The sequence below is a fragment of the Streptomyces sp. NPDC096311 genome, assembly GCF_044763085.1.
Classification (GTDB): Bacteria; Actinomycetota; Actinomycetes; order Streptomycetales; family Streptomycetaceae; genus Streptomyces.
This window is the reverse complement of the sequence record NZ_JBIWFN010000001.1, coordinates 902,730-929,210: the sequence shown is the minus strand read 5'-3', so window position 1 is coordinate 929,210 and position 26,481 is coordinate 902,730. Positions and strand designations below refer to the sequence as shown.

23 protein-coding genes are annotated in these 26,481 nt (G+C 68.7%); 11 read left to right on the top strand and 12 right to left on the bottom strand.

What is annotated here, in order from left to right; all coding sequences use genetic code 11:
• Window positions 1-60: 60 nt before the first annotated feature.
• Window positions 61-1,689 (top strand): MDR family MFS transporter, encoded by a 1,629-nt coding sequence (locus ACIRA5_RS04125; protein WP_403686990.1) that lies wholly within the window; start codon window positions 61-63, stop codon window positions 1,687-1,689.
• 120 nt (window positions 1,690-1,809) lie between these two features.
• Here the strand turns inward: ACIRA5_RS04125 and ACIRA5_RS04120 are convergent, their stop codons facing one another.
• The 6 genes from ACIRA5_RS04120 to ACIRA5_RS04095 all read right to left on the bottom strand — a co-directional run bounded on the left by ACIRA5_RS04120 (window position 1,810) and on the right by ACIRA5_RS04095 (window position 8,020).
• The gene (locus ACIRA5_RS04120) at window positions 1,810-2,574 is read right to left on the bottom strand and encodes an SDR family NAD(P)-dependent oxidoreductase (RefSeq protein ID WP_403686988.1); all 765 of its coding nucleotides are present in this window, start codon (window positions 2,572-2,574) and stop codon (window positions 1,810-1,812) included.
• A gap of 247 nt (window positions 2,575-2,821) precedes the next feature.
• On the bottom strand, window positions 2,822-4,024 hold the full coding sequence (locus ACIRA5_RS04115; protein WP_403686986.1) for an NAD(P)/FAD-dependent oxidoreductase: 1,203 nt from the start codon (window positions 4,022-4,024) through the stop codon (window positions 2,822-2,824).
• A 1-nt stretch (window position 4,025) separates the two neighbouring features.
• A complete protein-coding gene (locus ACIRA5_RS04110; protein WP_403686985.1) occupies window positions 4,026-4,223 on the bottom strand; it encodes a ferredoxin in 198 nt (65 codons plus the stop codon).
• A 91-nt stretch (window positions 4,224-4,314) separates the two neighbouring features.
• On the bottom strand, window positions 4,315-5,130 hold the full coding sequence (locus ACIRA5_RS04105; protein WP_403686983.1) for an SDR family oxidoreductase: 816 nt from the start codon (window positions 5,128-5,130) through the stop codon (window positions 4,315-4,317).
• 61 nt (window positions 5,131-5,191) lie between these two features.
• The gene (locus tag ACIRA5_RS04100; protein WP_403686981.1) at window positions 5,192-6,691 is read right to left on the bottom strand and encodes an aldehyde dehydrogenase family protein; all 1,500 of its coding nucleotides are present in this window, start codon (window positions 6,689-6,691) and stop codon (window positions 5,192-5,194) included.
• A gap of 36 nt (window positions 6,692-6,727) precedes the next feature.
• On the bottom strand, window positions 6,728-8,020 hold the full coding sequence (locus ACIRA5_RS04095) for a cytochrome P450 (RefSeq protein WP_403686980.1): 1,293 nt from the start codon (window positions 8,018-8,020) through the stop codon (window positions 6,728-6,730).
• 172 nt (window positions 8,021-8,192) lie between these two features.
• Here ACIRA5_RS04095 and ACIRA5_RS04090 point away from each other — a divergent pair, with 172 nt between their 5' ends.
• Window positions 8,193-8,834 (top strand): TetR/AcrR family transcriptional regulator, encoded by a 642-nt coding sequence (locus ACIRA5_RS04090; RefSeq protein WP_403686978.1) that lies wholly within the window; start codon window positions 8,193-8,195, stop codon window positions 8,832-8,834.
• A gap of 319 nt (window positions 8,835-9,153) precedes the next feature.
• On the opposite strand, the gene ACIRA5_RS04085 is transcribed toward ACIRA5_RS04090, so the two are convergent.
• The gene (locus ACIRA5_RS04085; RefSeq protein ID WP_403686976.1) at window positions 9,154-10,116 is read right to left on the bottom strand and encodes a cytochrome P450; all 963 of its coding nucleotides are present in this window, start codon (window positions 10,114-10,116) and stop codon (window positions 9,154-9,156) included.
• Window positions 10,117-10,574: 458 nt separating this feature from the next.
• Here ACIRA5_RS04085 and ACIRA5_RS04080 point away from each other — a divergent pair, with 458 nt between their 5' ends.
• On the top strand, window positions 10,575-11,219 hold the full coding sequence (locus tag ACIRA5_RS04080; RefSeq protein ID WP_403686974.1) for a TetR/AcrR family transcriptional regulator: 645 nt from the start codon (window positions 10,575-10,577) through the stop codon (window positions 11,217-11,219).
• Between the two features lie 282 nt (window positions 11,220-11,501).
• Here ACIRA5_RS04080 and ACIRA5_RS04075 read toward each other — a convergent pair whose 3' ends face one another.
• On the bottom strand, window positions 11,502-12,416 hold the full coding sequence (locus tag ACIRA5_RS04075; RefSeq protein ID WP_403686973.1) for an NADP-dependent oxidoreductase: 915 nt from the start codon (window positions 12,414-12,416) through the stop codon (window positions 11,502-11,504).
• Between the two features lie 614 nt (window positions 12,417-13,030).
• Here ACIRA5_RS04075 and ACIRA5_RS04070 point away from each other — a divergent pair.
• The 7 genes from ACIRA5_RS04070 (at window position 13,031) to ACIRA5_RS04040 (ending at window position 21,146) form a co-directional block, all read left to right on the top strand.
• Entirely contained in the window at window positions 13,031-13,963 is a 933-nt protein-coding gene (locus ACIRA5_RS04070) for an ABC transporter ATP-binding protein (RefSeq protein WP_403686971.1), read from the top strand.
• Window positions 13,960-14,805 carry an ABC transporter permease gene (locus tag ACIRA5_RS04065; protein WP_403686969.1) on the top strand — a complete coding sequence of 282 codons (846 nt, stop codon included), beginning with the start codon at window positions 13,960-13,962 and terminating at the stop codon, window positions 14,803-14,805. The genes ACIRA5_RS04070 and ACIRA5_RS04065 overlap by 4 nt, the downstream gene beginning before the upstream one ends.
• Window positions 14,806-14,846: 41 nt before the next feature.
• Entirely contained in the window at window positions 14,847-16,238 is a 1,392-nt protein-coding gene (locus ACIRA5_RS04060) for a sensor histidine kinase (RefSeq protein WP_403686968.1), read from the top strand.
• The gene (locus ACIRA5_RS04055; protein WP_403686965.1) at window positions 16,235-16,903 is read left to right on the top strand and encodes a response regulator; all 669 of its coding nucleotides are present in this window, start codon (window positions 16,235-16,237) and stop codon (window positions 16,901-16,903) included. The genes ACIRA5_RS04060 and ACIRA5_RS04055 overlap by 4 nt, the downstream gene beginning before the upstream one ends.
• A 247-nt stretch (window positions 16,904-17,150) precedes the next feature.
• Complete coding sequence (locus tag ACIRA5_RS04050) at window positions 17,151-18,746, top strand: streptophobe family protein (protein WP_403686964.1); 1,596 nt, start codon at window positions 17,151-17,153, stop codon at window positions 18,744-18,746.
• Between the two features lie 91 nt (window positions 18,747-18,837).
• The gene (locus tag ACIRA5_RS04045) at window positions 18,838-19,584 is read left to right on the top strand and encodes a response regulator transcription factor (RefSeq protein ID WP_403686962.1); all 747 of its coding nucleotides are present in this window, start codon (window positions 18,838-18,840) and stop codon (window positions 19,582-19,584) included.
• Between the two features lie 32 nt (window positions 19,585-19,616).
• Window positions 19,617-21,146, top strand: a complete 1,530-nt coding sequence (locus tag ACIRA5_RS04040; protein ID WP_403686960.1) for an ATP-binding protein — start codon at window positions 19,617-19,619, stop codon at window positions 21,144-21,146.
• A 42-nt stretch (window positions 21,147-21,188) separates the two neighbouring features.
• Here ACIRA5_RS04040 and ACIRA5_RS04035 read toward each other — a convergent pair whose 3' ends face one another.
• A complete protein-coding gene (locus ACIRA5_RS04035) occupies window positions 21,189-21,671 on the bottom strand; it encodes a polyketide cyclase (protein WP_403686958.1) in 483 nt (160 codons plus the stop codon).
• A gap of 3 nt (window positions 21,672-21,674) precedes the next feature.
• On the bottom strand, window positions 21,675-22,211 hold the full coding sequence (locus ACIRA5_RS04030) for a glutathione peroxidase (protein ID WP_403686955.1): 537 nt from the start codon (window positions 22,209-22,211) through the stop codon (window positions 21,675-21,677).
• 134 nt (window positions 22,212-22,345) lie between these two features.
• Here ACIRA5_RS04030 and ACIRA5_RS04025 point away from each other — a divergent pair, with 134 nt between their 5' ends.
• On the top strand, window positions 22,346-22,984 hold the full coding sequence (locus ACIRA5_RS04025; RefSeq protein WP_403686953.1) for a TetR-like C-terminal domain-containing protein: 639 nt from the start codon (window positions 22,346-22,348) through the stop codon (window positions 22,982-22,984).
• Between the two features lie 127 nt (window positions 22,985-23,111).
• On the opposite strand, the gene ACIRA5_RS04020 is transcribed toward ACIRA5_RS04025, so the two are convergent.
• Together ACIRA5_RS04020 and ACIRA5_RS04015 are read right to left on the bottom strand one after the other, a co-directional pair.
• A complete protein-coding gene (locus ACIRA5_RS04020) occupies window positions 23,112-23,369 on the bottom strand; it encodes a hypothetical protein (protein WP_403686951.1) in 258 nt (85 codons plus the stop codon).
• A gap of 477 nt (window positions 23,370-23,846) precedes the next feature.
• Window positions 23,847-26,021: a carbohydrate-binding module family 20 domain-containing protein gene (locus ACIRA5_RS04015; RefSeq protein WP_403686949.1), complete on the bottom strand. Its 2,175-nt coding sequence runs from the start codon at window positions 26,019-26,021 to the stop codon at window positions 23,847-23,849.
• Between the last annotated feature and the right edge of the window lie 460 nt (window positions 26,022-26,481).

Sequence of the window (26,481 nt, the reverse complement as noted above, 5' to 3'; positions counted from 1 at the left end):
TCACTTGCTAACCGACCGGTAAGCGCCCTAGATTACTAACCGGCCGGTAAGCAAGTTAGTGTGGAGGGCATTCCAGTGACGGCTCAAGACGACGCCAGGGACGACAAGACACCCTCGGCTACAGCGGCGGGCTCGGCGGCCGAGAAGGTCGGGCTGGGGTTCACCCACCGGCAGATCATGTTCACGATGAGTGGTCTGGTCATCGCCATGCTGCTGGCGATGCTGGACAACATGATCGTCGCCCCGGCACTCCCGACCATCGTCGGCGACCTGGGCGGACTCGACCATCTGGCGTGGGTGACCACGGGCTACGTCCTCGCGAGCACCGTCGCCACCCCGCTCTGGGGCAAGCTCGGGGACCTCTTCGGCCGCCGCATCGTCTTCGTGTCCGCGGTGGCCCTGTTCCTTGCGGGTTCGGCACTGTGTGGCATGTCCCAGGACATGGGACAGCTGGTCGCCTTCCGTGCCATTCAGGGCCTCGGAGCCGGCGGCCTGATGGTCGGCGTGATGTCGATCATCGGCGAGATGATCCCGCCCCGGGAACGCAGCAAGTACCAGGGCGTGATGATGGCGGTCATGCCGGTCTCGATGATCGGCGGCCCGCTCATAGGCGGTTTCATCACGGACAACCTCAGTTGGCGCTGGGCCTTCTACGTCAACCTGCCGCTCGGCGCGGTCACCCTGGCGGTCTGCTGGGTCACCCTGGGCAAGCTGCCGAAGGGTGCAGGCAAGGCCCGTATCGACTGGCTGGGCGCCGCACTGCTCACCGTGTGGATCACCGCGCTGGTGCTCATCACGAGTTGGGGCGGCTCCCAGTACGACTGGGACTCGGCGCAGATCCTCGGGCTCGTCGCGCTGACCGTGATCGGGTTCATCGCCTTCGTCATCGTCCAGGGGCGGACGGCTGAGCCGATCATGCCGCTGCGCGTCTTCAAGAGCCGCAACTTCACGCTGGCCGGCGGGGTCGCCTTCGTCTCGGGCTTCGCCATGTTCGGCGCGATGGGCTTCCTGCCGCAGTACCAGCAGTTCGTCCAGGGATCCTCGGCCACCAACAGCGGTCTCCTGCTGATGCCGATGATGCTCGGCGCGATGGTGGTCAGCCTGGGCGCCGGAGCGCTGATCAGCAAGACCGGACACTACAAGTGGGTCCCGGTCGCGGGTGCCTCGCTGGTCACCGTCGGCCTCGGCCTGTTCGCCACGCTGGACACCGGTACCTCGAAGACCGTCACCGCGCTCTACATGGTCATCCTGGGCGCCGGCATGGGCGGAATGATGCAGACCAGTACGCTCATCGCCCAGAACAGCATCGAGATGCGCGACATGGGCGCGGGTACCGGCGCGTCCAACTTCCTTCGCAGCATGGGTAGTTCGCTGGGTGTCTCACTGCTCGGCGCCGTCTACACCAGCCACCTGACCCATTCTCTCACCAGCGCGGGCGCGGCTGGACAGAGCGTAGACGCCTCCGTGTCCTCGATGACGCCCGCGGCGCTGAAGCAGCTGCCTGAGGCGGCGCGCCACCTGTTCCAGCAGGCCGTCACCGACGGCATCACCGCGCTCTTCACCTGGGGCGCGATCGTGGCAGCCGTCGGTGTCGTCATCGCCTTCTTCATCCGCCAGGAACCACTGCGGAGCGGGGCGAAGCCGGAGGCGCCCAAGGCCGACGCCGAGCCGGTGCCGGTCGCCGGCTGAACTGCGGCCGACTCGAAGAAGATCCGACAGCAACGGTCGGGTCGGAGACATGCCGAAGGGCCGGCTGCCATTGCAGTCGGCCCTTCGGCATGGGGCAGGAGACCGCCCGGATCGGCCCTGTCAGACGGCGGACCAGCCGTTGTCCACGGGAAGAACGGCGCCGTTAATGTTGCCTGCGGCGTCGGAGGCGAGGAAGACGATGACGGTGGCCACCTCGTCCGCGTCCGCCCTGCGGCCGACGTTGCCCGCGTACTTGATGACGACGGAGGGTCCCTGGGCTTCGGGGTCCATCTCGTAAGGCAGGGGCGTCTCAATGGCTCCCGGGGCGATCGCGTTAGTACGGATGCCCTTGTCCCGGTACATGACCGCGGTGGAGCGGGTCAGCCCGATGAGCCCGTGCTTTGTCACGGTGTATCCGGTGCCCGAAGCGCTGCCGCGCAGGCCCGCCTCCGAGGACGTGTTGACGATCGCGCCCTTGCCCTTTTCGAGCATGTGCGGCAGGACGGCACGGGTCATCAGGAAGGGCGAAGTAAGGTTGACGCGGAGGATGCGCTCCCATTCGGCGTCCGTGATGTCGGCCGTGGCGGCGATCCGGCCCATGATTCCCGCGTTGTTGACCAGGACGTCGATCCCCCCGAAGGCCTCGACGGCCGTGGTCACGACCTCGTCCACCACCGCCTGGTCGCTCAGGTCCCCGACGACGGTCACGGCGGTGCCACCGGCCGAGCGGATCTCCTCGGTGACCTCCTTTGCCGAGTCCGCGTTGATGTCGGCGATCACGACCCGGGCGCCTTCCTGCGCGAACCGCAGGGCGGCGGCACGGCCGATGCCCGACCCTCCGCCGGTGATGATGACACTGCTGTTTTCCAGACCGGTGCTGCTCATGCCCGCTCCTTGTGCTCGGGCCCCGCGCCGAAACGCGCGATGGCCGTTGGGTACTGACCGTGCGTCTGTCGCTCAGGAGCGCCGTACACGAACCGACCGGCGCTCCTGGGGATTTGGTTCTTCTTCGACGACCGCCATGCAGCGATGCGTAGTGAGCGGGACGACGACATGCCGGGAGATTCCGAGGTGGGTCAAGGCCCGAGGTCGGTGACCTCGTCCCCTCGCCCATCGCGGCCGGCAGGCGCGGTTATGCCGCCACGGCCCCGCCGATCGCGTCCGTCCAAGGGCTGCGTGCCGCGATGGCGGCTCGCCAGGTGCGGATCACCTTCGGCGGCATGCCCACGGAGAGCACTCCGGCCAGCCGGTCACCGGTCCGGTACAGGGCGACGAAACGCCGCGCCTCCAGGTCGCCGTCCACGACGGCGACCTCCTCGTGCCCGCGCAGGTACCCGTATGCCTGGATCTTCATGTCGTACTGGTCCGACCAGAAGTACGGCACCGGAGCGAACGGCCGTCGCCCGTCGGGGTTCAGAAGGTTACGGGCGACCGCCATACCCTGCTCGGCGGCGTTGGTGCGGTGTTCGATGCGCATATGCGCATCGAACAGCGGGTTGTACCAGCGGGCCACGTCGCCCACCCCGTACACACCGGGCACCGCCTCGCTGAACTCGTCGCACACCAGACCGTTGTCCAGCGGGAGTCCGCTGTCCTGCATCCATTCGACGTTCGGCAGCGAACCGATGCCGACCACCACGTCGTCGGCGGGTATCAGGCTCCCGTCGGCCAACTGGACAGCGGTGACCCGTCCCTCGGACGAGAGGATCTCCTGCACCATGACACCCGTGCGCAGATCGACCCCGTTGTCGAAGTGCGCCTGGGTCAGCGCGCGGCCGACCTCCGGGCCGACCGCATGGGCGAGCGGCACCGGAGCGGGCTCCAGCATCGTCACCTCAAGGCCGAGCCCGCGGGCGACCGCGGCGGCCTCGGCACCGATGAACCCGGCGCCGACCACCACCAGCCGCCGCCCGACGACCAGTCGCTGCTTCAGCGCGACGGCGTCCTCCAGCGTGCGCAGTACATGCACCCCGGACACGCCCTCACTGCCAAGGAGCCGGCGAGGGCGCACCCCGGTCGCGATGACCAGCGCGTCGTAGTCGACCGCGTCCCCGTTCGCCAGCCGCACCGAGCGTCCCTCGACCTCGACGCCGTTGGCCCGCACGCCCAGCCGCAGATCCAGCTTCAGCGATTCGATGTCCTCCCGCGCACGCAGCGGCAGCTTCTCGATGCCCCACTCCCCGCTCAGGATCTGCTTGGACAGCGGTGGCCTGTCGTACGGGAGGTGCTCCTCCTCACCGATGAGCGTCAACTCGCCGTCGTAGCCCAGCCTGCGCAGCGCCTCGGACGTGGCCAGACCGCCCGCGGATGCGCCGACCACCGCGATCCGGTTCATGTCAGGCCTCCAGAAGGCGGATGGCGGCCGCCGGGCAGACCATCGCTGACTCGCGCACGCCGTCGTGCAGTTCGGGCGCGGGGTTCTCGTCGAGCAGGATGACCATGCCGTCGTCGTCCCGCTGGTCGAAGACCTCGGGGGCGATCAGGACGCACTGTCCCGAGGCGACACACTTCGGAACATCCACTTCTACCTTCATGGGGGTCTCCCTTTCTTGCGTTCTTGCGTTCGGTGTGGATCGGGGGTGGGCCGCGGGACGGGAGGGGTGCCCCGCGGCCCGGCTGTGCTGGTCAGCGAGTGATCTTCAGAAGGCCCGTGACCAGGCCGGCGTTGGTGCCGCCGTCCGTGATCAGGTAGGAGCCGGTGACACAGGAGGCGGCGGCGCTGCCGAGGAAGACCAGGGTGTCGGCCTGCTCGTCCGGGGTGGCCGGCCGGTGCAGCGGAATGGGGTACTTGTCCCAGAAGTCCTTGCCGGCCAGCTTCTCGAAGTCCTCGGTCATCGGGGTGGCCGTCGGGCCGGGGCCGATCACATTGGTGCGGATGTTCTTCTCACCGAGGGCCACGGCCGAGTACTGCGTCCAGATGACCAGGACTTCCTTGGAGTTGTTGTAGGGGACGGTGACGTCCCCGATGTTCTTCTCCAGCCACTCCCGCGCGCCCTCGAAGCCCTCGGTCTGGACCAGAGGCAGCCAGGTGTCGAGATTCTGGGCCCAGCCCGCGCCGGCCTGCGAGGCGACGGTGGTGACCGAACCGCCCCCGTCCATGAACGGGATGACGGACTCGGTCAGATGCCGTACGCCCGCAAAGTTGATCAGCATCGTCTCCAGCGGGGTGGTCCGGGTTCCCGGCACGCCCACGCAGTTGAACAGGGCGTTGACCGGGCCGCCGATCTCCGCGACGGTGGCGGTGATGGCCGCCGGGTCCGACAGGTTCGTCTTGTGGAAGACGGCGCCGGTCCCGGTCGGCGGCTCCTTGAGGTCCAGCACGTGCACCTCGGCGCCGAGCTCGGTCAGCTTGCCGACGAGGGAGGCACCCATACCGGCACCGCCGCCGCCGCTGACGATCACCCTGGTTCCGGAGTATCCGAGGTCGAAGTTCCTGCTCATGATGATCCTTTCGTGGATCGCTTGATCGAGGCCAGAGAGTTCTGGGTCGAAGAGATGGGGTTCAGAGAGTTCCGGTGCCGGCGACGGTCTTGGTCTCCAGATGGATCTCGAAGCCCTCCGGACCGGTCTGACGGCCGAGGCCGCTGGCCTTGTAACCCCCGTACGGAGCGTCGGCCCCGTGGAAGACACCGCCGTTGACGGAGAAGCTTCCGGTGCGGATCCGGCGGGCGATCGCCATCCCCCGCTCGTTGGAGGCGGTGCTGACCGCGCCGGACAGGCCGTACGGGCTGTCGTTGGCGATACGGACCGCGTCGTCCTCGTCCTCGTAGGACAGGACGGTGAGGACCGGGCCGAAGATCTCCTCCTGGGCGATCCGCATCTCGGTCGTCACATCGGCGAACAGCGTCGGCTCGACGTAGTAGCCGCGCGGGAGATGGGCGGGGCGGCCACCGCCGAGGACCAGCCAGGCGCCCTCCTCCCGGCCGACACGGATGTAGTCCAGCACCCGCACCCGTTGCCGGGCGCTCACCAACGGCCCCTGGATGTGTGCGGGGTCGGTCGGATCGCCATAGGGCACGCGGGCGAAGCCCGCGGCGATCAGCTCGACCGCCTCCTCGTAGCGCGAGCGCGGCACCAGTACCCGGGACAGCAGCGCGCAGCCCTGTCCCGAATGGACGCAGGTGGAGAAGGCGCACCGGCCCAGCACCGACGGGAAGTCGGCGTCGTCAAGGACGATGTGGGCGGATTTGCCTCCCAGTTCGAGCAGGAGACGCTTACTGGTGGCCGCGCCCCGCTCCTGGATGCGCCGGCCGGTGGCGGTCGAGCCGGTGAAGGAGATCATGTCGACCCTGGGGTCGTCCACGAGCTGCTCACCACGCAGATGGTCGGCGGACGGGACGACGTTGACGACACCCGGCGGGATGTCGGTCTCCTCCGCGATGATCCGCCCGATGTGGGTGGCGTTCCACGGAGTGTCGGGCGCCGGCTTGACCACGACCGTGTTGCCGGTGGCCAGGGCGAAGCCCAGCTTGTTCAGGGTCGTCTCGACCGGGAAGTTCCAGGGAATGATGAGCCCCACGACCCCGACCGGCTCCTTCAGCACCCGCCGCCAGCTGTGCACCCCGAACAGGTCACTGTCGCCGATGTCCCGTTCCCAGGCGAACGTGTCGATCATCTCGGCCGGCCAGCGCAGGTTCTCGCTCAGCGGCGTGTCCAGCTGCATCGTGCGGGTGAGTACCACTGGGGCCCCCGCTTCGGCCACCACCACCGAGCGCAGCAGCTCACGGTGGTTGCCCAGCGCCTCGTGCAGTTGGAGCAGGCACCGCTTGCGGAAGGCGTGGCCGGTGGACCACGACGTCTCGTCGAACGCCCGCCGAGCCGCGGCGATGGCCCGGTCCATGTCATAGGCGGTGGCGTCGTAGGTCTGCCCGATCACCTCTTCGGTGGCGGGATTGACGTTGGCGAAGACACCGTCGTCCGCGCTCGGGACGAGCTTGCCGTCGATGGTCAGCCGCGGCTCGGCCAGTATGTTCCCGGTCGGAGCACAGCCTGTGGTGGTCATGCGCTTGACTCCTCGTCGTTGAGGAAGCGGAACCGATTACCAGGTGACCGGGAGCGAGTGGACGCCGTAGATCTCGGCGTTGGTCTTGAAGGGCACCTCCTCCAGCGGCACGGCGAGCTTCAGCGTCGGGACGCGGCGGGCCAGCGTGGCGTAGAAGACCTGGAGCTCGACCCGGGCCAGCGGCTGGCCGAGGCACTGGTGGATGCCGTAGCCGAAGCCGAGGTGGTCGCGGTCCGGGCGGCGGATGTCGAAGGTGTTCGGGGCGGTGTAGTGGCCCTCGTCACGGTTGGCGGAGAAGGTCAGCGGGACCACGCCCTCGCCGGCCTTGATCAGCTGCCCGCCGATGACGGTGTCCTCCTTGGCGACCCGCCAGTTCGGCTCGTTGTTGATCGTGAGGAAGCGCATCAGCTCCTCGACCGCGCCCGGCGCGAGCGAGGGGTCCTCGCCGAGCGCCTTGTACTGCTCGGGGTGCTGGAGCAGCGCGAGGGTGCCGAGGGCGGCCATGTTGCCGGTGGTCTCGTGACCGGCGACCAGCATCAGGAAGGCGATGCCCTGCACCTCCCGGCGGCTGATCTTCCCGTCACGAAGCTGCTCGACGACCAGACGGCTGATGATGTCCGCCTCGGGGTCCGTGTCCGGGTCGTCGATGCGCTGGTCGATGAGGTTGTAGACGTACTCGTTGAGCTCCTTGGACGCCGTCAGGCGTACGTCGTCCGGGACATCGCGACGGAAGAAATACGTCGAGCGTTCCTGGAAGAAGTCGTGGTCGCTCTGGGGCACGCCGAGCAGCCAGCAGATGACGGTGTTCGGCATCGGCGTGGCGAGCGCCTGGAACAGGTCGGCGGGCTGGGGGCCGGCGAGCATGTCGTCGATCAGGCCGTCGACCAGCTCCTGGATCTTCGGCCGCAGGGCCTCGACCCGCTTGACCGTGAAGTCACGCGTCACCATGCGGCGCATGACGTCGTGCTCGGGCGGGTCCATCTTGAGGAAGGACCCGGCGCCGGGTCCGCTCGCGGCCAGGCTGGCCCGCATACCCGGGTTCAGCGGGTAGTCGGGGTGGGACATGTCGGCGCTGAGCGAGGTGCTCTGGAGCGCTTCGCGCACGTCGTCGTACTTGGCGATCAGCCAGGAGTTCTTGCCATGCAGCACGGCCGGGGCGACCGGGCACTTCGACCGCAGCTCGGCGTACTCGGCCGGCGGGCCGAAGGGGAAGGAGCGCGGCAGGGGGAAGGTGAGTCGCTCGGCACCGTCGGCGAGCTCCTTGATCAGCTCGCGGGTGTGGGCGTCGATGCGGTCACCGCTGAGATCCTGACCGGTTTTTTCGGGCATTTCACACGCCTCCGCAGGTAGCAACCGGGGTAAGTAATCAGTGATTACCTAACTGGGAAACACTGTAAACCATCTAGGGTGACCCTGGAAGCCCGGGGATAGAATTCGGCCAGAGCGGCTGCCTGGCCCACACTGAACAGACGCTGTACACGACAAGGAGACTGGGCACTCGATGAGCACTGGACAGGTCGGCGGAAGGTCCGGGCCGTCGCGGACGCGCAACCCACGAGGCGAGGGGCAACGGCTGCGCCAGGAGATTCTGGACGCGGCTGGACGCCTGCTGGAGGAGGGCGGACACCCCGAGGAGATGTCGCTGCGGGCCATCGCCCGCGAGGCGGGCATCACCTCCGCGGCCGTGTACAGGCAGTTCGAGGACAAGGCCGAACTGATGTGGACGCTGCTGGACGACGTCTACGAAACGCTGGCGGAAGAGCTGAACGAGGCTCGCCGGTCGGCACCGGCGGACGATGCCTGGGCCGGTCTGTGGGGCACCGTGGACACGTACTGCCGCTTCGCGGCGGCCGCACCACGCCGCTACGAGCTGCTGTTCCGCGTCGGTCCCACCCTCGCTCCCCGCGACGAGTCCGGAAGTCACCCCACGAACAAGGTCCTTGAGGCCTGGCGGCGGGCGGTCGCCCCCTGCCTGGACGAGACCGCGGCCGATCAGCTCACCGTGGACGAGGCCACGAAGTTGCTGTGGACCGGTCTGCACGGCCAGTTCGGACTGTGGCACAACGCCCCGTACGCCATCGACCGCAGCGAACTCACCGCCATGCGCGACGCCTTGCTGTTCGCCATCTTCCGGCGCCGCTGACACCGCGTCCGCCCGATGCACGACACCTGGGAGCTCTCAAGGTGTGGCCGACGACCGAACGGGTCAGGAGCGTGGCGACCCCGGAGCGCATGGGAGACCAGGGCCCCGACTCATGTAGCGAACTCGTGACGCCGATACTCTCCCTGATCCCGGCAACACCGCCGACGAGACCTGGCGACAGTCCGGCGGGTTTCCCCGAGGCGCGACGCCACCGCACAACCGATGGCCCCCGGCCGGGAACGCCCCGCCGATGCCGCGGCGGTCGCCTCCGTCCGCCTCGCTGGGAATCACGCCTGCGCTCGTCCGTCGGGAGGACCGGTCACCAGGTGACCGGCAGCGCGTGGACGCCGTAGATGAGGGCGTCCGTTTTGAAGGGCACTTCTTCCAGCGGCACGGCGAGCTTCAGCGTCGGGACGCGGCGGGCCAGCGTGGCGTAGAAGACCTGGAGCTCGACCCGGGCCAGCGGCTGGCCGAGGCACTGGTGGATGCCATAGCCGAAAGCGAGGTGGTCACGAGCGCCGCGCCGGATGTCAAGGCTGTTCGGGTCGTCGTAGTGACCCTCGTCCCGGTTCGCGGAGAACGTCAGCGGGACCACCGCCTCGCCGGCCTTGATCAACTGGCCGCCGATGACCGTGTCCTCCTTGGCAACCCGCCAGTCCGGCTCGTTGAGGATGGTCAGATAGCGCAGCAGTTCTTCCACCGCCATCGGCGCGAGAGAGGGATCGTCGCCGAGCGCCTTGAACTGCTCCGGGTGCTGGAGCAGCGCGAGTGTACCGAGGGCGGCCATATTGCCGGTGGTCTCGTGACCGGCGACCAGCATCAGGAAGGCGATGCCCTGCACGCCCTTGCGATCCATCTGCCCGGTGCGCAGTTGCTCGACCACCAGGCGGCTGATGATGTCGGCCTCCGGGTCGAGGTCCGGGTCGGCGTTCCTCCCGTCGACCAGGGCGTAAAGGTAGTCGCTCAGCTCGGCGATCTTCCCATTCCGGACGTCGTCGGCGACACCATGCCGGAAGAGGTAGGTGGTGCGGTCCTGAAAGAACGCGTGGTCGTCATACGGGACGCCCAACAGCCAGCAGATCACCGTCGCGGGCATGGGCAGGGCAAGAGCCTGCACCAGGTCGGCCGGCTTGGGACCCGCCAGCATGTCGTCGATCAGACCGTGTACCACGTCCTGGATCCTCGCCCGCAGCGCCTCGACCCGCTTGATCGTGAAGTCGCGCGTCACCAGACGGCGCAGATCGTCGTGAACGGGCGGGTCCATGCGCAGGAAGGAAGGCATTCCCGAATCCCGGAGAGCTGTCGTGCGGGTCGGGGACTTCGGGTAGTCGGGACGGCCGACGTCGGCACTCAATCTGTGATCGGAAAGGGCCTGGCGCACATCGTCGTACCTGGCGACCAGCCAGGCGTCGTGGCCAAAGAGCCTCGCCGGCGCGACCGGGCGATTCGATCGCAGCTCGGCATACTCCGGCGGCGGATCGAAGGGGCACGACCTCGTCAGCGGGAATTCGAGGGCCTTCTCGTCGTGGGTGTTGGTCATAGCCATGGCCTCCGTCTATGCGGGGGAATGCAGTTGGTGATCGTCCTTCACCAACTTGGTGAACACTGTTAACCACTCCGGATGGATGGTACCGAGGAGAGCAGGGTTCGAACAGGGGCGACGACTGCGAAAGTCATAGGCCACGACGGTCAGGCCGGGGGCGGGTACGGTCCCCTGGCGACCAAGGAGAATAGGCAGTCATGAGCAGTGCTGAACACGCCGATGTGGAACCGCAGCGGAGCCGCGTGCCGAATCGCTGGGGCGAGGGCCAGCGACTGCGCCAGGAAATCCTGGACGCGGCGGCTCGTCTCCTGGACGAGGCGGGCAGTCCGGACGAGATCTCCCTACGCGCCATCGCCCGTGGGGCGGGAGTGACCGCACCAGCCATCTACAAACACTTCAGGGACAAAGCGGAACTGATGTGGACATTGCTGGATGATGTCTATGCCTCGCTGGCCGAAATTATCCGCTCGGCACAACGGTCGGCTCCTGCGAGTGACCCCTGGGTGGGTCTGCGCACCTCCGTCGACGCGTACTGCCGCTTCGCCACGGATGAGCCCCGCCGGTACGACCTGCTCTTCCGAATCGCTCCCTCGCTCCCGCCCTCGACCGAACTCGCCCATCACCCCATGCACCAGGTTCTCGAAGCCTGGCGCGCCGCCGTCACTCCCTATCTGACCGTCGCCGTCGGCGCCGACGCGGCCCGTTGCGACCAAGTCGCAAAACTGCTGTGGACCAGCCTGCACGGCCAACTGGCGCTGTGGTGGAATTTGTCCGGAGTCCCCGTCTCCGAACTCGAAGAGCTGCGCGACTCGTTGCTGCGTGAGTTCTTCGGGCGCTGCTGACCACACCGTCGGCAGCCGAAGACCGTACGGTCGGACGCTCTCGGCCGCACCCCGATCGTGCGCGGCAACCGGCGCTTCGGCGAATCCGTCTCCGCATCGGGCGACAGCAGAGGTCGTGCCGCCGGAAGCGGGTCCCGGGGGCGGTGCCCCGCTCGGCTCAACCACCCGGACCCCCGGCACGCCCGTACAGAGCGCCGACCCGCGCTCGTGTAAGCCTCCCGGCATCCGCGCGAAGGGGAGAACGACGCACTCCGCCGTGCTCCCCACGGCGAAAGCCCGGGGTCAGGAGATCTCGATGATCACCTTTCCGCGCGCGTGACCGGCCTCGACCAGCGCCAGCGCGTCGGCGGCGGCGGCAAGCGGATAGGTGTCGACGATCAGCGGATCGAGGTTTCCCTCCGCGACGAGACCGGCCACCTCGGTCAGGGTATCCGCGGTCGCCGTACGCTCGATCATGACTCCACCGTGCTTGGCCGCCGTGGCCGGGTCGGCGGCGGTGATCAACGGGCCGCCTTCCTTGAGCAGGACGACAGCATCTTCCAGAGCCGTACCGCCGACCAGATCCAGTACCGCGTCCACCCCATCGGGAGCGGCCTTCCGCAACCGTTCGGCAACCCCGTCGCCGTAGGCGACATGGACCACTCCGAGTGACGCGACGAATCCCTCCTTCGCCGGGCTCGCGGTACCGACAACCCGGATACCACGGGCGCCGGCAATCTGGGCGACGGCGACACCCACACCACCGCCGACACCGGTGACCAGCAGAGTGGCGCCGGCCCCCAGTCCCGCCTGCCGCACTCCGTCGTAAGCAGTGGCGGCCGCGACCGGCAGAGCCGCCGCCTTGGCGAACGAGACGCTCTCGGGCTTGTGCGCCGCGGTCGCCGCCGGGACCAGCGTGTATTCGGCGAAGCCGCCCGTGACCGGCGTGCCGAAGACCGCGTCGCCGATCTCGAAGCCCTCGACCCCGACGCCGACCTCCTCCACCACACCGGCGACCTCCGAGCCCATGACCGCGGGCAGCGGAGTCTCCTTCCACTGACGCAGGTAGCCGACCCGGGTCTTCCAGTCCACCGGATTGACTCCTGCGGCCCGCACGGCGACGAGCAACTGGCCGGGGCCCGCCGAAGGCTTGGGCACCTCAAGGAACGCCTGGTTCTCGGGACCACCGTATTCCGTGAACACATAAGCCCTGGGCATGGGAGTCCACCTCTCTTGTTCTCTGGTCATCGGTTGAAATCCGCTGCTGCCTGGTGGCATCCGGCTCGTGCCGGTCGACGGACGGGCGCGAGTGCGGGGAGTCAGCGTTGTTCCGGGCGGATCGGGAAGGCGTCACGATCCGCAGAAAAGGGACTCACGTCCGCGCGCTCCGATCGTCGCGGGCATGCCCTCACATCAAGTCGAGGCATACCTCATATTTGCCGATCGTAGCAGTAAAGATGAGAGACCCCTCCGCTTACCCCGCCGGGGTGGCCGGACCGTGATGGGCAGGTATCACCGTGGGCCCCGCGTGCGATCGCGCCGCCGAGCTGTCTTTGTCTGGGCGGTTCCGCTCCGGAACGCGGTGCCACTCCGGAACAGCGACGTCGGCCCCTCGCAAGATCAGCGCCCCGGACGCGCGCTCATGTGACCGCGCTCGCCCCACACCGCCCCACGGTCCGTGGTGCGGTACACCCACGGGACGAGCCCCTGGTGTACCCAGGTATCACCGCACGCGCCTCGATACCTCCTGCGGGTCCATCAACCGGCTCCGGCCGCTACCTAGCGTTGCTGGAGCGAGCTGTTGAGACACATGCCCCATGAAAGGCGCAGCGATGATCGAAGTACGGCAACTGACGAAGCGTTACGGCGACAAAGTGGCGGTGGACGGGCTCGACTTCACCGTGAAGCCCGGCACGGTCACCGGATTCCTCGGGCCGAACGGCGCCGGCAAGTCGACGACGATGCGCATGATCGTCGGGCTGGACGCGCCCACCTCCGGGTCCGTCACCGTCAACGGGAAGGCGTACTCCGCGCACTCCGCCCCGCTGCACGAGATCGGCGCGCTGCTGGAGGCCAAGGCGATTCATCCGGGCCGTTCCGCCCGCAACCATCTGCGCGTGCTCGCCTGCACCCATGGCATTCCGCCGCGCCGCGTGGACGAGGTGCTGGAACTCGTCGGTCTGCAGAGCGTCGCCGGCAAGCGGGCGGGCGCCTTCTCCCTGGGCATGGGGCAGCGTCTGGGCATCGCGGCCGCCCTGCTGGGCAATCCCGAGGTCGTGATGCTGGACGAGCCGGTCAACGGCCTGGACCCGGAAGGTGTTCTCTGGGTGCGCAACCTGCTCACCGGGCTCGCCGCCGAGGGCCGTACGGTCCTGGTGTCCTCCCATCTGATGAGCGAGATGGCGCTCACCGCCCAGAACCTGGTGATCGTGGGCCGCGGCCGTCTGCTGGCCGACACCACGGTGGAGGCGTTCATCCGCGATGCCGACGGCTCGGGGGTGAAGGTCGTGACCGACGAACCGTCACGACTGCGGGACCTGCTGGCCGGGCCGGGTGTCGAGATCACCGGCGAGGTCGGCTCCGAGGAGCTGCGGGTGAGCGGAACCGACGCCCGGCGGATCGGCCGGACCGCCGCCGAGCACGGACTGACCCTGTTCGAACTCACCCCGCTCGCGGTCTCTTTGGAGCAGGCGTTCATGGAACTCACCCGCGACGAGGCCGAGTACACCACGCACGCTCTCCAGCCTGCCGGGAGGGCAGCATGACGGTCTCGGACATCTCGACCACGGCGCGGTCCACCACGGAGCGTCCGCATCCCGGCTACCGGGTGACGGGACCGCGTGTCCTGCACTCGGAGTGGATGAAGTTCTGGACGCTCAGGTCCAGTTGGATCACCCTGTCGGTCGCGATGGTCATCCTGATCGCGTTCGGATTCATCGCCACGGCCGTCTACGATCCGGCCACCGCGGCGAACGCCCCCGGGCCCCGCTCACAGCAGCCGACCGACGGGGTCGGGCTGGCGCTCGCGGGAGCGACTCTGGCCCAACTGGCCATCGGTGTCCTAGGCGTCCTGGTGAGCGCCGGCGAATACAGCACCGGGATGATCCGGGCCACCCTGGCCGCCGTGCCGCGCAGGCTGCCAGTGCTCTGGGCGAAGGCGCTGAACTACGGGGCGATCGCCTTCGTGCTCTCCGCCGTCGCGGTGGTCGTCGCCTTCCTGCTGGGCATGACTCAACTGACCGGCACCTCGATGGAGCTGTCGCTCTCCCACGCCGGCGTACTGCGCAGCCTCGCGGGCGGAGCCGTCTATCTGGCGCTCGTGGGCGTGCTCGGCGTGGCGCTGGGCTCGGTGCTGCGCTCGGTCGCGGGCGGTATCGCCGTACTCGTCGCGGCGATGCTGGTCATTCCCGGCCTCACCCTGCTGCTGCCCGACTCCTGGGAGAACCACATCACTCCGTATCTGCCGAGCAATGCGGGCAATGCCATGATGAGCCTGGTCCAGCACTCGGACCAGCTCAGCCCGGGTGCCGGCTTCGCGGTACTGGCCGGGTGGACGCTGGCCGCCCTCGCCGGGGCCGCCGTGCGTCTGGTCCGCAAGGACGCGTAACGGACCCCATTCCTCGAAGGACTGCTCATGACCCCCTGGAAATGAGGTCTGCATTGCGGGACGACATGAGCCCGCCCCCGCCCGGAGCCGTCCCGTCCGACGGGTCCGCACCGGGCGGGGGCATCGACGGCGGGAAGGGCCAGGAGCGCGGTGGACAGCCCGTGTTGAGCCGTCTGGTCCAGGCCCAGCACCGGCGGCAGGCGGCCGACCGCCGACGGCCATGGGTCCTGGACACGGGGTTGGTGCTGCTCGTCCTGCTCATGGGGCTGCCAGACCTCCTCGTCGACCCGTCCGGGTCCGCGATGTTCGGGGTACACCCGGCCGACGTCCCGCTGGCGACGCTGCTGCTGTGGCAGCTGGCGCTGGCGGTCCCGCTGTGGTGGCGCCGCCGGTCGCCGTCCCTGACGTTCGCCGTGATCGCGGCGGTCTGTCTGGCGCACTGGTCCTTGTCGGTCTGGCTGAGGACAGATGTCAGCCTGCTGATCGCGCTCTACAGCCTCGCGCTGCACGGGAGGTTGAGGCACCTTCCGGTGGCGGCGGGCCTCGCCGCCACCGGGCTGATCGCCATGATCTTCCGGTCCGGTGTCTATAACCCATGGGTGGCCGCGTTCCTCGTCCTCGGTACGGCCACCGCCGCCGCGGCGATCGGGCTGACGCTGCGTATCAGGCGGGCGCACCTGGCAGCCCTGGAGGACCGGGCGGCACGGTTGCAGGTCGAGCAGGAGCAACGCGCCCGTCTGATCGCGGCGGCCGAACGCTCCCGTGTGGCCCGGGAGATGCACGATATCGTCGGACACAACCTCGCCGTCATCATCAGCCTGGCCGACGGTGCCGAGAACCTGGTCGTCACCCGTCCCGAGCGCAGCGCGGAAGCGATGCGCATCATCGCGGGCACCGGACGGCAGGCACTCACAGAACTGCGCAGAGTCCTGGGTGTGCTGCGTGAGTCGTCGGAGGAGCCACAGCTCGAACCACAGCCCGGGATCGGCGATCTGGAGCCGTTGATGGAACGCGTCCGAGCCGCTGGCGCCGACGTCTCGTTCCGCACGTCGGGCGATCTCGGGGGCATTGCCGACGGCGTGCAACTGACCGTGTACCGCATCGTCCAGGAGGCCTTGACCAACAGCCTCAAGCACGCCGGCCCCGGGACGTCCATCAACGTCGCCGTCGAGTTCGGAGACGACCAGGTCCGGGTCACCGTCACCGACACCGGCCCCGCCCCCGGAAGGACGCCCGCGATACAGCCCGCAGGGCTACGGCAGGGCGACGGACATGGAATCGTCGGGATGCGGGAGCGAACCGGGCTCTACAGAGGATCACTGACATCAGGACCGGGCGCGCGTGGGGGGTGGGTGACCACCGCGGTCCTCAACGAGGCAGGAGCCCCCCTTCCGCCCGCCTCCCCCGACGGTCTCAGGAGCGTTCCCCGGTGACGACGGTTCTCATCGCGGACGACCAGCCGCTCCAGCGCATGGGTTTCGCGATGCTGCTGGAGAACAAGCCCGGCATCGAGGTGATCGGGGAGGCGTCCCACGGCTCCGAGGCGGTGCGCCTCACCGCCTCGCTGAGGCCCGATGTGGTGCTCATGGACGTACGGATGCCGGGGATGGACGGAATCGAGGCCACCCGCCGGATCGTCGCCACCGGTGGTCGCTCGCGGATCCTCGTGCTGACCACCTTCGATCTCGACGAGTACGCGTTCGCGGCACTGCGGGCCGGCGCCAGCGGGTTTCTCCTCAAGGACGCGCTGCCCGACGAACTGCTGGCCGCCATCCGTGCCGTCGCCGCGGGGGACGCCGTCGTGTCACCGAGGCTGACCCGCCGGCTCCTCGACGCCCACGCCCACCTGCTCGGCCGGTCCGGGCCACCGACCGGGGACGATCACCCCCAGCTGCGCGAACTCAGTGAACGCGAACGCGAGGTCCTCGTGGCCATCGGGGAGGGCTGGACCAACATGGAAATCTCCGAACGGCTCGGGCTGGCCGAGTCCACCGTGAAGAAGCACGTCGGCCGTGTCCTGTCCAAGGTCGGGGCCCGTGACCGTATCCAGGCCGTCATCATCGCCTACGACACCGGGCTCGTCCGGCCGCGCGGCTGACAGCCTCATCGGCGCATCGGTCTCCGACGGCCGGTGTGATGAACAGGCCCTGCAACTCAAGCAGTTCGAGCCCTGTCAGGACAGCGTGCGGCACACGGCAGCCGAAGAGTCTCCTGGGAGAACGACCGCCGAGCCGACCCGATTCGCGGGCTTTCGGCACCGCGGGCCCCGCAGCGAGCTCTGACTCACAGAGTTCTCCCAGAACCCCTCAGAAAAGGGTCGTTCGCACGCAGCATGCTCTGCGCCTATGACGCACACCCCCGTCCCCGCGCTCAAGCGCTCTCCCCACTCATCCCCGTCCCGGCCGCCGCTCCGGCCGGACGGTTCGGCTCGCATCCCCGACGTCACGCCCCGCCGCAACGCCGTGGAGGCTTTGGCAGCCGTTCTCGCCGCCTTCGCGGCGATGTTCACGGTGGCCGTGCTCGGCCTGTACTTCGTGGACGCACCGTCCACGACCTCATTGGGCTCGGCGGCCGCGGCCACGGTGTGTCTGGCCGTGGGCGGCTCGGCCGAGCTGTCCGGCGGAGCCGGCGGCGGTTTCCTGTCACTGGGCATCGAGGGGAGCGTCCGCGCCGTGCCGCTGGGCGTGACCCTGGTCGGTGCCGTGGCCTTCGGATTCGCCTTCTTCCGCCCCCTGCGCCGCCGTCGCGTCGCCGCGGGCCCGCTCGCCGCCCGGGCCCTGGTCGCGGCGGGCGCCTGCTTCCTCTCGCTCCTCGCATGCGCACACTGGGCTCGGGAAGCCCTGAGACTGCCGGAGTCGGTCACCGACCGGCTGACGCCGGGCGGTTCCGGCGCGGGCGCGTCGGGCGGACTCGGCGGCCTCTTCGGCGGGGCGGGTGACGCGGAGGGCGGCCTCGGCAGCGGTCTAGGTGACCTGTTCGGCGGCATGGGCGGCGGCTCCGGGGGCGGGCTGGGAGGCGGCCTGACCGATATCGGCTTTCGGATCGACACGGGGTCGACGCTCCTCGGCGGACTGGCCTGGCTGCTCGTCGTGCTGGGACTCGGTCTGCTGATCGCCCGGCGGGCGAACCTTCCGACGGCCGTCATGACGGGCAGGCCTCGAACGATGGCCGGACCGGCCGCTTCGGCCACCACCACGGTCGCCCTGTCTCTGCTGGCGGTGCTGTTCACGCTCGGCACGTTCGGTTCCCTGGCGCTTGCCGGCGACAAGGGCTTGATGGCGGCCGGGATCGTGCTGCTCGCGTTGCCGAACCTGCTGCTCGCGGTCGTGTCGGTCGCTGTCGGCGTGCCGTGGTCGTTCGCGACACAGACCGGTTCCCCGGCCGGTGGCATGGGAGGCATGCTCGGGATGCTCGGTGGCATGGGCGGAGCGGGTGGTGGCCTCGGCGGGGCGGGCGGTCTCGGCACCCCGAAGGACCGGACGTTGAGCCTGGCGAGCCTGGGCGAAGCCGGCCCGGCGTTGCAGGTAGGACTCCCGCTCTTCGTCGTCGCGGGCCTGGTGCTCTGCGGTGCACTGACCGCCTCCCGCACCCCCCTGCGCGTCAAGCGCGACGGCACCCCCCTGGAGAGCCGCTACCGCCGGGCGTCGACGCACGCGATCCGGCTCGCCGGAGTGTGGTCGGCCCTGCTGCTCCTGGCCGTCCTCGCCGGCAAGATTTCCGGCAGCGCGGCCATATCCATCATGGGCATGTCGATGATGAATCTCGGCGCGCACCTAGCGGGCAACGCCGGGCTCGCCCTGGTCATGGGGCTGCTCGCCGGCGCGGTGGCCGGATTCGCCGGCAGCCTCACGCACGACGCCTATCGGTCCGTCCGCGCACGCGCCTTCGTCAACCGGAGGGATCCCTCACATTACGTATCCTCCTCACAGAGTGCCAAGTGAGTTCCGGACCGACGGCAGCACCGCACCATCGCACCACCGCACCACCGCACCACCGCACCACCGCACCACCGCACCACCGGGAGAGGACATCATGGAACGGACTGAGCGGAAGGCCGCCCCGGCGTCGTCCCTGAACACCGGATCGCTACTGGTGGTCGACGACGAACCGATCGTCCGGGAACTGCTGCCCGCGGCCCTGCGGCACGCCGGCTTCACCGTGACGACGGCCGCCACCGGGGAGCAGGCGCTGGCCGCCGCTGAGGAGGATCCGCCCGATCTGGTCCTGCTCGACGTGATGCTGCCCGACATGGACGGCTTCAGTGTGCTGCGGCGGCTGCGCGACCTACCCCTCCCCACGACGGGCACCCGCGGCCGGCATGTCCCGGTGCTCTTCCTCACCGCCCTGGACACCACGGAGGACATCCTCAACGGCCTGCGGCTCGGTGGGGACGACTACGTCACCAAACCCTTCGATCTCCAGGTACTGATCGCCCGTATCCAGGCGGTCCTGCGCCGTACCGGCGGCAGCGTCCCCGTTGTGCTGACCGTGGGGGATGTGGAACTGGACCCCGATGGCCATCAGGTGACCCGGGGCCGACGGCCGGTGCGACTGTCCCCCACCGAGTTCCGGCTGCTGCACTTCCTGTTGCTGAACGTCGGGCGTGTGCTCTCCAAGACGCAGATCCTGGACGACGTCTGGAACTACGACTTCGGGGGCGACCCCAGCATCGTGGACACCTACATCAGCTATCTGCGCCGGAAGTTGGACACCACGGAACCCAAGCTCATCCATACCGTCCACGGCGTCGGCTACGTCCTGCGCGGGCCCAAGCCGTGAGCGGCGGCCGACTCCGCGGCCGGGCGAGCAGGATGTCCCTGCGGACCCGTCTGGTCCTACTCACCGTCGGTCTGCTCGCGGTCGGCCTGCTCACCGCGGCCGTCACGGTGAACAGCCTGCTGCGCGGCTATCTCAACGAGCAGGTGGACGACCAGCTCCGCCCGGCCGCCACGCTCCTCTCGCACGCACCGGTCTCCCTGGCCCTGACATCCGTACAGGCTGATCAGAAGAACGCGGCCTCCGCCACGGGGCTCGCCCTGTTCAACAGCCCCCTGGTGAGCTACGTCGACTCCGACGGCCGGACGGTCGGGGAGTTGCGCCACGACGGAACATTGAGGGGAGCCGCTCCGCGGCTGCCCGATCTCGATGGCGCCGCGGTGGCCGGCCACGGCGCCCGCCCCTTCACCGTCAGCGGCCAGGACGGCAACGAACGATGGCGGGTGATCGCCGAACCGCTGACCGAGACCGCGAGACAGTTGGACGACTCCTCGGACTCGTCCGCCACCACGGTCGTCGTGGCCACCTCCCTGAGCGAGGTCGATGCGACGGTGGGCAGGTTGGGGACCATCTCCGCCGGGGTCGGAGCGGGCCTGCTGGCCGTCCTCGCCCTGGTCGGCTGGTTCGCCGTCCGCTCCGGGCTGCGTCCGCTGCTGCGGATCGAGGAGACCGCGTCCGCGATCGCCGGCGGGGACCTGTCGCGCCGGGTACCCGAACTGGCCGCGCCCAGCACCGAGGTGGGACGGCTGGCCGCGGTTCTCAACGGAATGCTCGTACAGATCGAGACGGCCTTCGCCGCCCGGGCCGAGTCCGAGGCCACCATGCGGCGCTTCGTCGCCGACGCGAGCCATGAACTGCGCACGCCGCTCGTCGGGATCAAGGGCTTCACCGACCTGTACCGCATGGGCGCCCTCCCCGACCGGGAGGACATCGACCGGACCATGCGGCGCATCTCCGGGGAGGCCGAGCGGCTGACCCGGCTGGTCGAGGACATGCTGCTGCTGGCCCGGCTCGACGAGAGCGTGCCGGGGGCGGGGAACAACGGCAGGCTCCCGATCCATCTCGCCCCTACGGACCTGCGCACCCTCGCCGTCGACGCCCTGCACGACATCAGGGCCCTGGACCCCTCCCGCCCGGTCGAACTCACCGGCCCGGGCGGCGGTACGCCACCCTCCTCGGCGGCGGCCCTGGCCGACGAGGCGCGGCTGCGTCAGGTGGTCACCAACCTGGTGGGGAACGCCGTCACCCATACCCCCGCCGGAACCCCCGTACGGATCGGCGTCGGTACGGTCGACGGCCATGCCGTGCTGGAGGTCGCCGACGAGGGCGCGGGCCTGGACACCCAACAGGCCCGACGGGTCTTCGAGCGGTTCTACCGTGCCGACAGCTCACGTTCCCGCTCGGCCGGTGGCGGTGCCGGCCTCGGGCTCGCCATCGTCCAGTCCCTGGTCACCGCGCACGGCGGGCGGGTGCAACTGACGACGGCGCCCGGACAGGGGGCGACCTTCCGTGTTCTGGTGCCTTCCGTCGCCGATGGCGAAGGCCGTGCCGACGGCGACGAGTGACCAAGAGACATGCTCACCGATCGGGAAACGGACTCGCCGCGCTCAGTTGTTCCTCTCCGCCACGATGTGATCGAGGTTCTCCAGGGAGTTGACGAGCGCGTCGACCGGCACCACGGGCCAGCTCATCGCTTCCTTGATCTCCGCCGACATTCCACTCCAGTCGCAGTAGGAGGTCACCTCCGTCTCCCGCTCACCGACGGCATGCAGAAGGTAGCCGTACACATGGCCGAAGGGCGGTTCACCCACCCGCCCGACCGCCCATTCGAGCTGCGCGTCCGGCGCGATGCGGGTCACGGTGTTCTGCACCCGGTACTTGCCCATGGGGAGATCCCCCAGCGGTTCCCGGTCCATGTCCATCTCGAAGGTGTCCCCCACGTTCCGCAGGCGACCGGCGTTGCGGGCCGCCACGAGCATGCCGGATCCGTCGATGTGCACATGCCCGTTGGGGTCGGTGACGAGGTCGAAGATCGTGCTCGCCGAGGCGGCGATCCGGCGGGTGGCGGCGATACGTTCGGAGTCGGACATGGGTCAGCCGAGGAGTTCGTCGAGGTCCGAACGGATCTCTTCGGGTGTGACCGTGGGCTCATAACGGCGCAGCACCGTGCCGTCCTTGGCGACCAGGAACTTCGTGAAGTTCCACTTGACCTCATCGGTGCCGATCGCCTCGGGCCGGATCTTCTTGATGTGCTCGAACAGGAAGCCGTTGTCCGGACCGAAGTCTCCGCGCGCCTGACCTCGCAGGTAAGTGAACAGCGGCGCGGCGTCCGCACCATTGACATCGACCTTTCCGAACACCGGGAAGGTGACGTCGAACTTGGTGGAGCAGAAGTCCTGGATCTCCTCGTCGGTGCCGGGCTCCTGGCCGCCGAACTGGTTGCAGGGGAAGCCAAGGATCTCCAGCCCGCGCTGCCCGAACTCACGGTAAAGAGACTGGAGTCCCTCGTACTGGGGGGTCAGTCCGCACTTGCTGGCAACGTTGACGATCAGCAGGGCATTGCCGGAGTAGTCACCGAGGCTGCGGGTGGTGCCGTCGGCGGTGGCGACATCGAAGTCATAGACGCCCATGCGGGCTCCTCAGGGTCTCGTGTGGGCGCGCGCGACCTGCCGCGCCTCGCGTGGCGAATTATGCAACTCTGAGAGTGACATTAATTGAGAACGTGTACTGAGGCAACGGACTCGGTTGCGAATAGGCTGTGCGGATGATTGCCCAGGCCCGGTCCACCCCGGCACGCCCCCGAGGACGCCCGCGCGACGACTCGGTGGACCGTCGCGTGCTCGCCGCGACGGTGGACGAGCTGGCCGAGAAGGGCATCGCGGAGTTCAGCGTCACATCGGTCGCCGCCCGGGCGAAGGCCGCCAAGCGCAGCATCCAGGTCCGCTGGCCACGCCGGGAGGATCTCATCCTGGCCGGGATGTCCACGCTCGCCGCAGGGCTCAGCCCTCCCCGGACCGGGTCGATCTCCGAAGACCTACGGATCCTGCTCGACGAGGTCGCCGCCGTGTACGTGGAACCGCGCCGCGGCATCCTCCAGCGGTGCGCGGCGGAGATGGAACGGTTTCCCGACCTCTACGAGGCGTTCCGTCGCGACTCGGTCGACCGCTGCATGGCAGCCATCGAGGACGCGGTCCACGACGCGATCGGACGCGGTGAGGTCCGCGAGAGCGTGAACCCCGCGACGGTGGCGGAAGCCGTAACCGGATTCGCCTTGATGAGGGCATCCCTGGGCCTGGAACACGTACTGCCAGCCGGCCTTCGGACAGACCTCGCCACGCTCCTGCTGAACGGCATCCGCGCCCCCACTCAGGGCACCGGTGCGCCGCGTGCCACTCGGGAGTGACCCGCCGCGTCGGGGCCGTGCCATGGACTCAACGCGGTGCGGTCACGGAAAGGACTCTCGTGACCGCACCGCGCAGCTTCCGCCGTAGTCGGCGCAACGCCTTGCCTTCGGCTGGCCCGACGAGGCGTCATTCCGCGTAGCCCACCGCCTCAACCTCGTGGTAGTGACGTCGCCCGTGTTCGGCCGGCTTGTACGTGTAGGTGGTGCCGCGCACATCCGTGGCTGGTTGCGTGTACCGCCCGCCCTTGGCGGTGGCGCGCAGCACGGTGTACAGGACGGCCCGCACGGGGGCCTTCCAGCGCAGGGTGACCTTGCCGTCGGCCGCTGCCGCGGTGAGCCCGGTCGGCGCTGACGCCTTGCTGCTGGGGCCGGTGTCGATGGCCACATGAGGTCGACCTCCTGCGCATGCGCACCCGCGGAGGCATGGCCGTTGTCCGGGCAAAGGACGAAATCAAGTGCAGGCGACCCAAACTGACGGCCCGACAGCAGGCCCCCGCCTGGTCAACGGCGCACCAGGTTCTGGAACGTGCTGGGAACGCCAAGCACTGTCGGACGTGTTCACCACGGCCTTGACGACGGTGGGCGCCATCTGGCCGTAGGCATAGCGCAGGGCGTCCACCCTGTTGGTCTTTCCACCGTTACCGTCGACCGACAGACTCCGCGCTGCGGCCAGGGCGGGGACCCCTGCACGGCCGCCCGTCTTGCATCGGCGGTGGCGAATGGGCTGACAACGGCCGGGGCCGCACCCACCGCCGTGTCGGTTGTGGCCTTCGGGGCCGCCTGGAGTCCCTGGATCTGGTCTCGGGTTGGGCGGCAGCCCTGTGTGGGACCGCCGCCGAGGCCGCGTGGGTGAGTCGGGCTGCTACTTCCAACTGTCGTTGAGATTCACCGAGCCGGAGGCGCCGGTGGTGTAGCTGCGGTTGGCGCCGGACTCCCAGGTCACATTCCCCGCGCTGTCCTTGACGATGTATTTGTATTCGAAGGCGGTGTCCGCCGGGATGGGGACGGCCGCGGACCAGTTCGGGTAGTTCGCGGAGGAGAGTGGGATCGCCGAGGCAGGTGCCCAGGTGCCGAGGGCGGGGATGGAGCCAACGACGTAGACGTTCTGGCCCCAGAGGGTCGTCTTGTTCTCCGTGAACGTGACACTCACCGAGGTGCTGGTTCCGCCGCCGGTCGCGCCGTTCCAGGTGTCGTTGAGGGTGCCGCCGGATCCGCTGTTGGCGCTGTGGTTGGCACCATCCTCCCAGGTGACGTTCCCGGCGGCGTCCTTGACGATGTACTTGTACTCGAAGGCGGTGCTGGCGGGCAGAGTGACCGTGCCGGACCAAGTCGGGTAGCCGGCCGAGGAGAGCGGGACGGCAGATTTCGGGTCCCAGGTGCCGAGGGCCGGGATGGAGCCGACGACGTAGACGTTCTGGCCCCAGACGGTCGTCTTGTACTCGTTGAAGGTCTCCGACACGGTGTCGCTGGACGGCGGCGGGGTCGTCGGGCAGTCGGTCGTGCAGGGCGTGGCGGTCGCGTACAGAGCGAGGGCGTCGCCGGCCGGAATGGTGGCGGTGGCCTTGCCGGAGGCGTCGACGCTCACGGTGGAGCCGGTGCAGGTGCCGCCGGCGGTGACATCGCCGTGGATGATGTTGCAGTATGTGCCGGCCGCGAGGCCCGTGGTGAAGGTCTGGGTGACGGCGCTGGAGCTGTTGTTCAGGGCCACCCATGCCTTGCTGCCGCGGCTGAAGGCGATGGCGTTGTTGCCGTTGTCCCACCAGTTGGCGACGGCCTGGCCCTTGGCAGCGTTGTGCCAGCCAACCATGTTGGCGATGGACTGGTTGCGGTCGGTACAGATCCAGCTCGAGCTTGCGCAGTCGGTGTCGGTGACGTAGCCGCCCGAGTCGGCGGGCGGGGAGTCGTCACGGTTGCCGAAACGGAATCCGGAGTAGACCTGTGGGGTGCCGTAGTTCCAGGCGAGTTCGAAGATATGGGCGAGGTTGTACTTGGCGCCGTCGTTGTAGGTGAGGGTGGTCTTGTCGCGTTCCAGGTCGTGGTTGGTCACCATGACCGCGGACTTGTCGCTTGGCTCGAAGCCCCAGCTCTGGCCGAATGTCTTCAGGTTGGCGATGTTGCCGTTGAACTGGTCCTTGAGCTTGTACGCGTAGGTGAACTCCAGCACGCTACCGTTGCCCTCGAACGCGGCCGGGGCAAGCTGGCCGCTACTGCCGGGGAAGATCTCCTGGTAGATGTACGGCCGCCCGCCCCAGGTGGTGTCGTGCACGCGGGAGAGGATGTTGGCCATGTCGGCCTGGGCGATGTGCTTGGCGGCATCGACACGGAAGCCGTCCACGCCGACGTCCACCATGCTGTTCAGATACCCCGAGATCTTGCCACGCACGTAGTCGCTCTCGGTGTTCAGGTCGGACAGAGAGAGAAGCTGGCACTCCTGGACCTGGCTGACGCTGTTCCAGTCATTGATGGACAGGTCGGAGTTGGGACACGGTGGAGAGCCATGGAAGTCCGAGCGGCTGTAGGGAACGGTGCCGTAGGTGTAGCTGGACGGGTTGAAGCTCGCGCCGCCGTAGGAGGTGGTGCTGGTCTGGTTGGAGCCGGCCATGTGGTTGATCACAGCGTCGGCGTAGACCTTCACTCCGGCGTTGTGACAGGCCGTCACCATGGCCTTGAACTGGGCTTCGGTGCCCATGCGGCTGTTGAGACTGTAGGAGACCGGCTGGTAGACCTCCCACCAGGGGTGGGCGCCGTCTAGCTTGATGGAGTCCTGGGGCGGAGCGACTTGGACAGCGCCATAGCCCTTGGGGCCCAGCACGGTGGTGCACTCCTCGGCCACCGAGTTCCAGTTCCACTCGAAGAGGTTGGCGATCACGTCGCCACCGTTGGGGGCCGTGGCGGCGTGCGCGGTGCCCTGGAAGGCGATCGGCAGCGCGGCACCGACCAGGAGTGCGCAGGCGGTGAGAACAGCGAGGGGGCCGCGTCGGGTACGGCGCGGAGAGGTGGCGTCCGGTCTTGCTGCGGGACGGGTCAGCGCGGGCATGGCGACTCCGTGGGGTGTGGGCGGGTCTGGTGAGCCGATGCATGGTGCGTACAGGCGAAGGCCGCTGAGCTCTTGGCCGTGGGGGCATGGTCGTCGCGGGCCGGTGAAGGCGGCTCGTTCCCTGGCCGGCGTCGCGCGGGTGCGGCTGCCGGACGGCCTCCAGGTGTCCCGCCCGGGCGCAGTCCGGCGTCCACACACGCAGACTCGGGCGCCGGATGCCCGGCGTCCGGACCCTCCACTTGGACGGGCGGCGTGGTGCGTGAGGACGAAGATGCCGCCGCGGCGCGCTGACTGTCAAGAGATCCGACAATGTGATGCTGAAAGTTTCTGCAAGAACTTGCGACCCGTCATGTCGCTTTCCCTGCACGAGAGTTGTCCGGATTTCACGTTAGGCACCCCGGCTTCCGGCGCGCCGGATCGGGCCCGGGTTCCAGTGGATAGCAGGGTGCGGACGGACGGA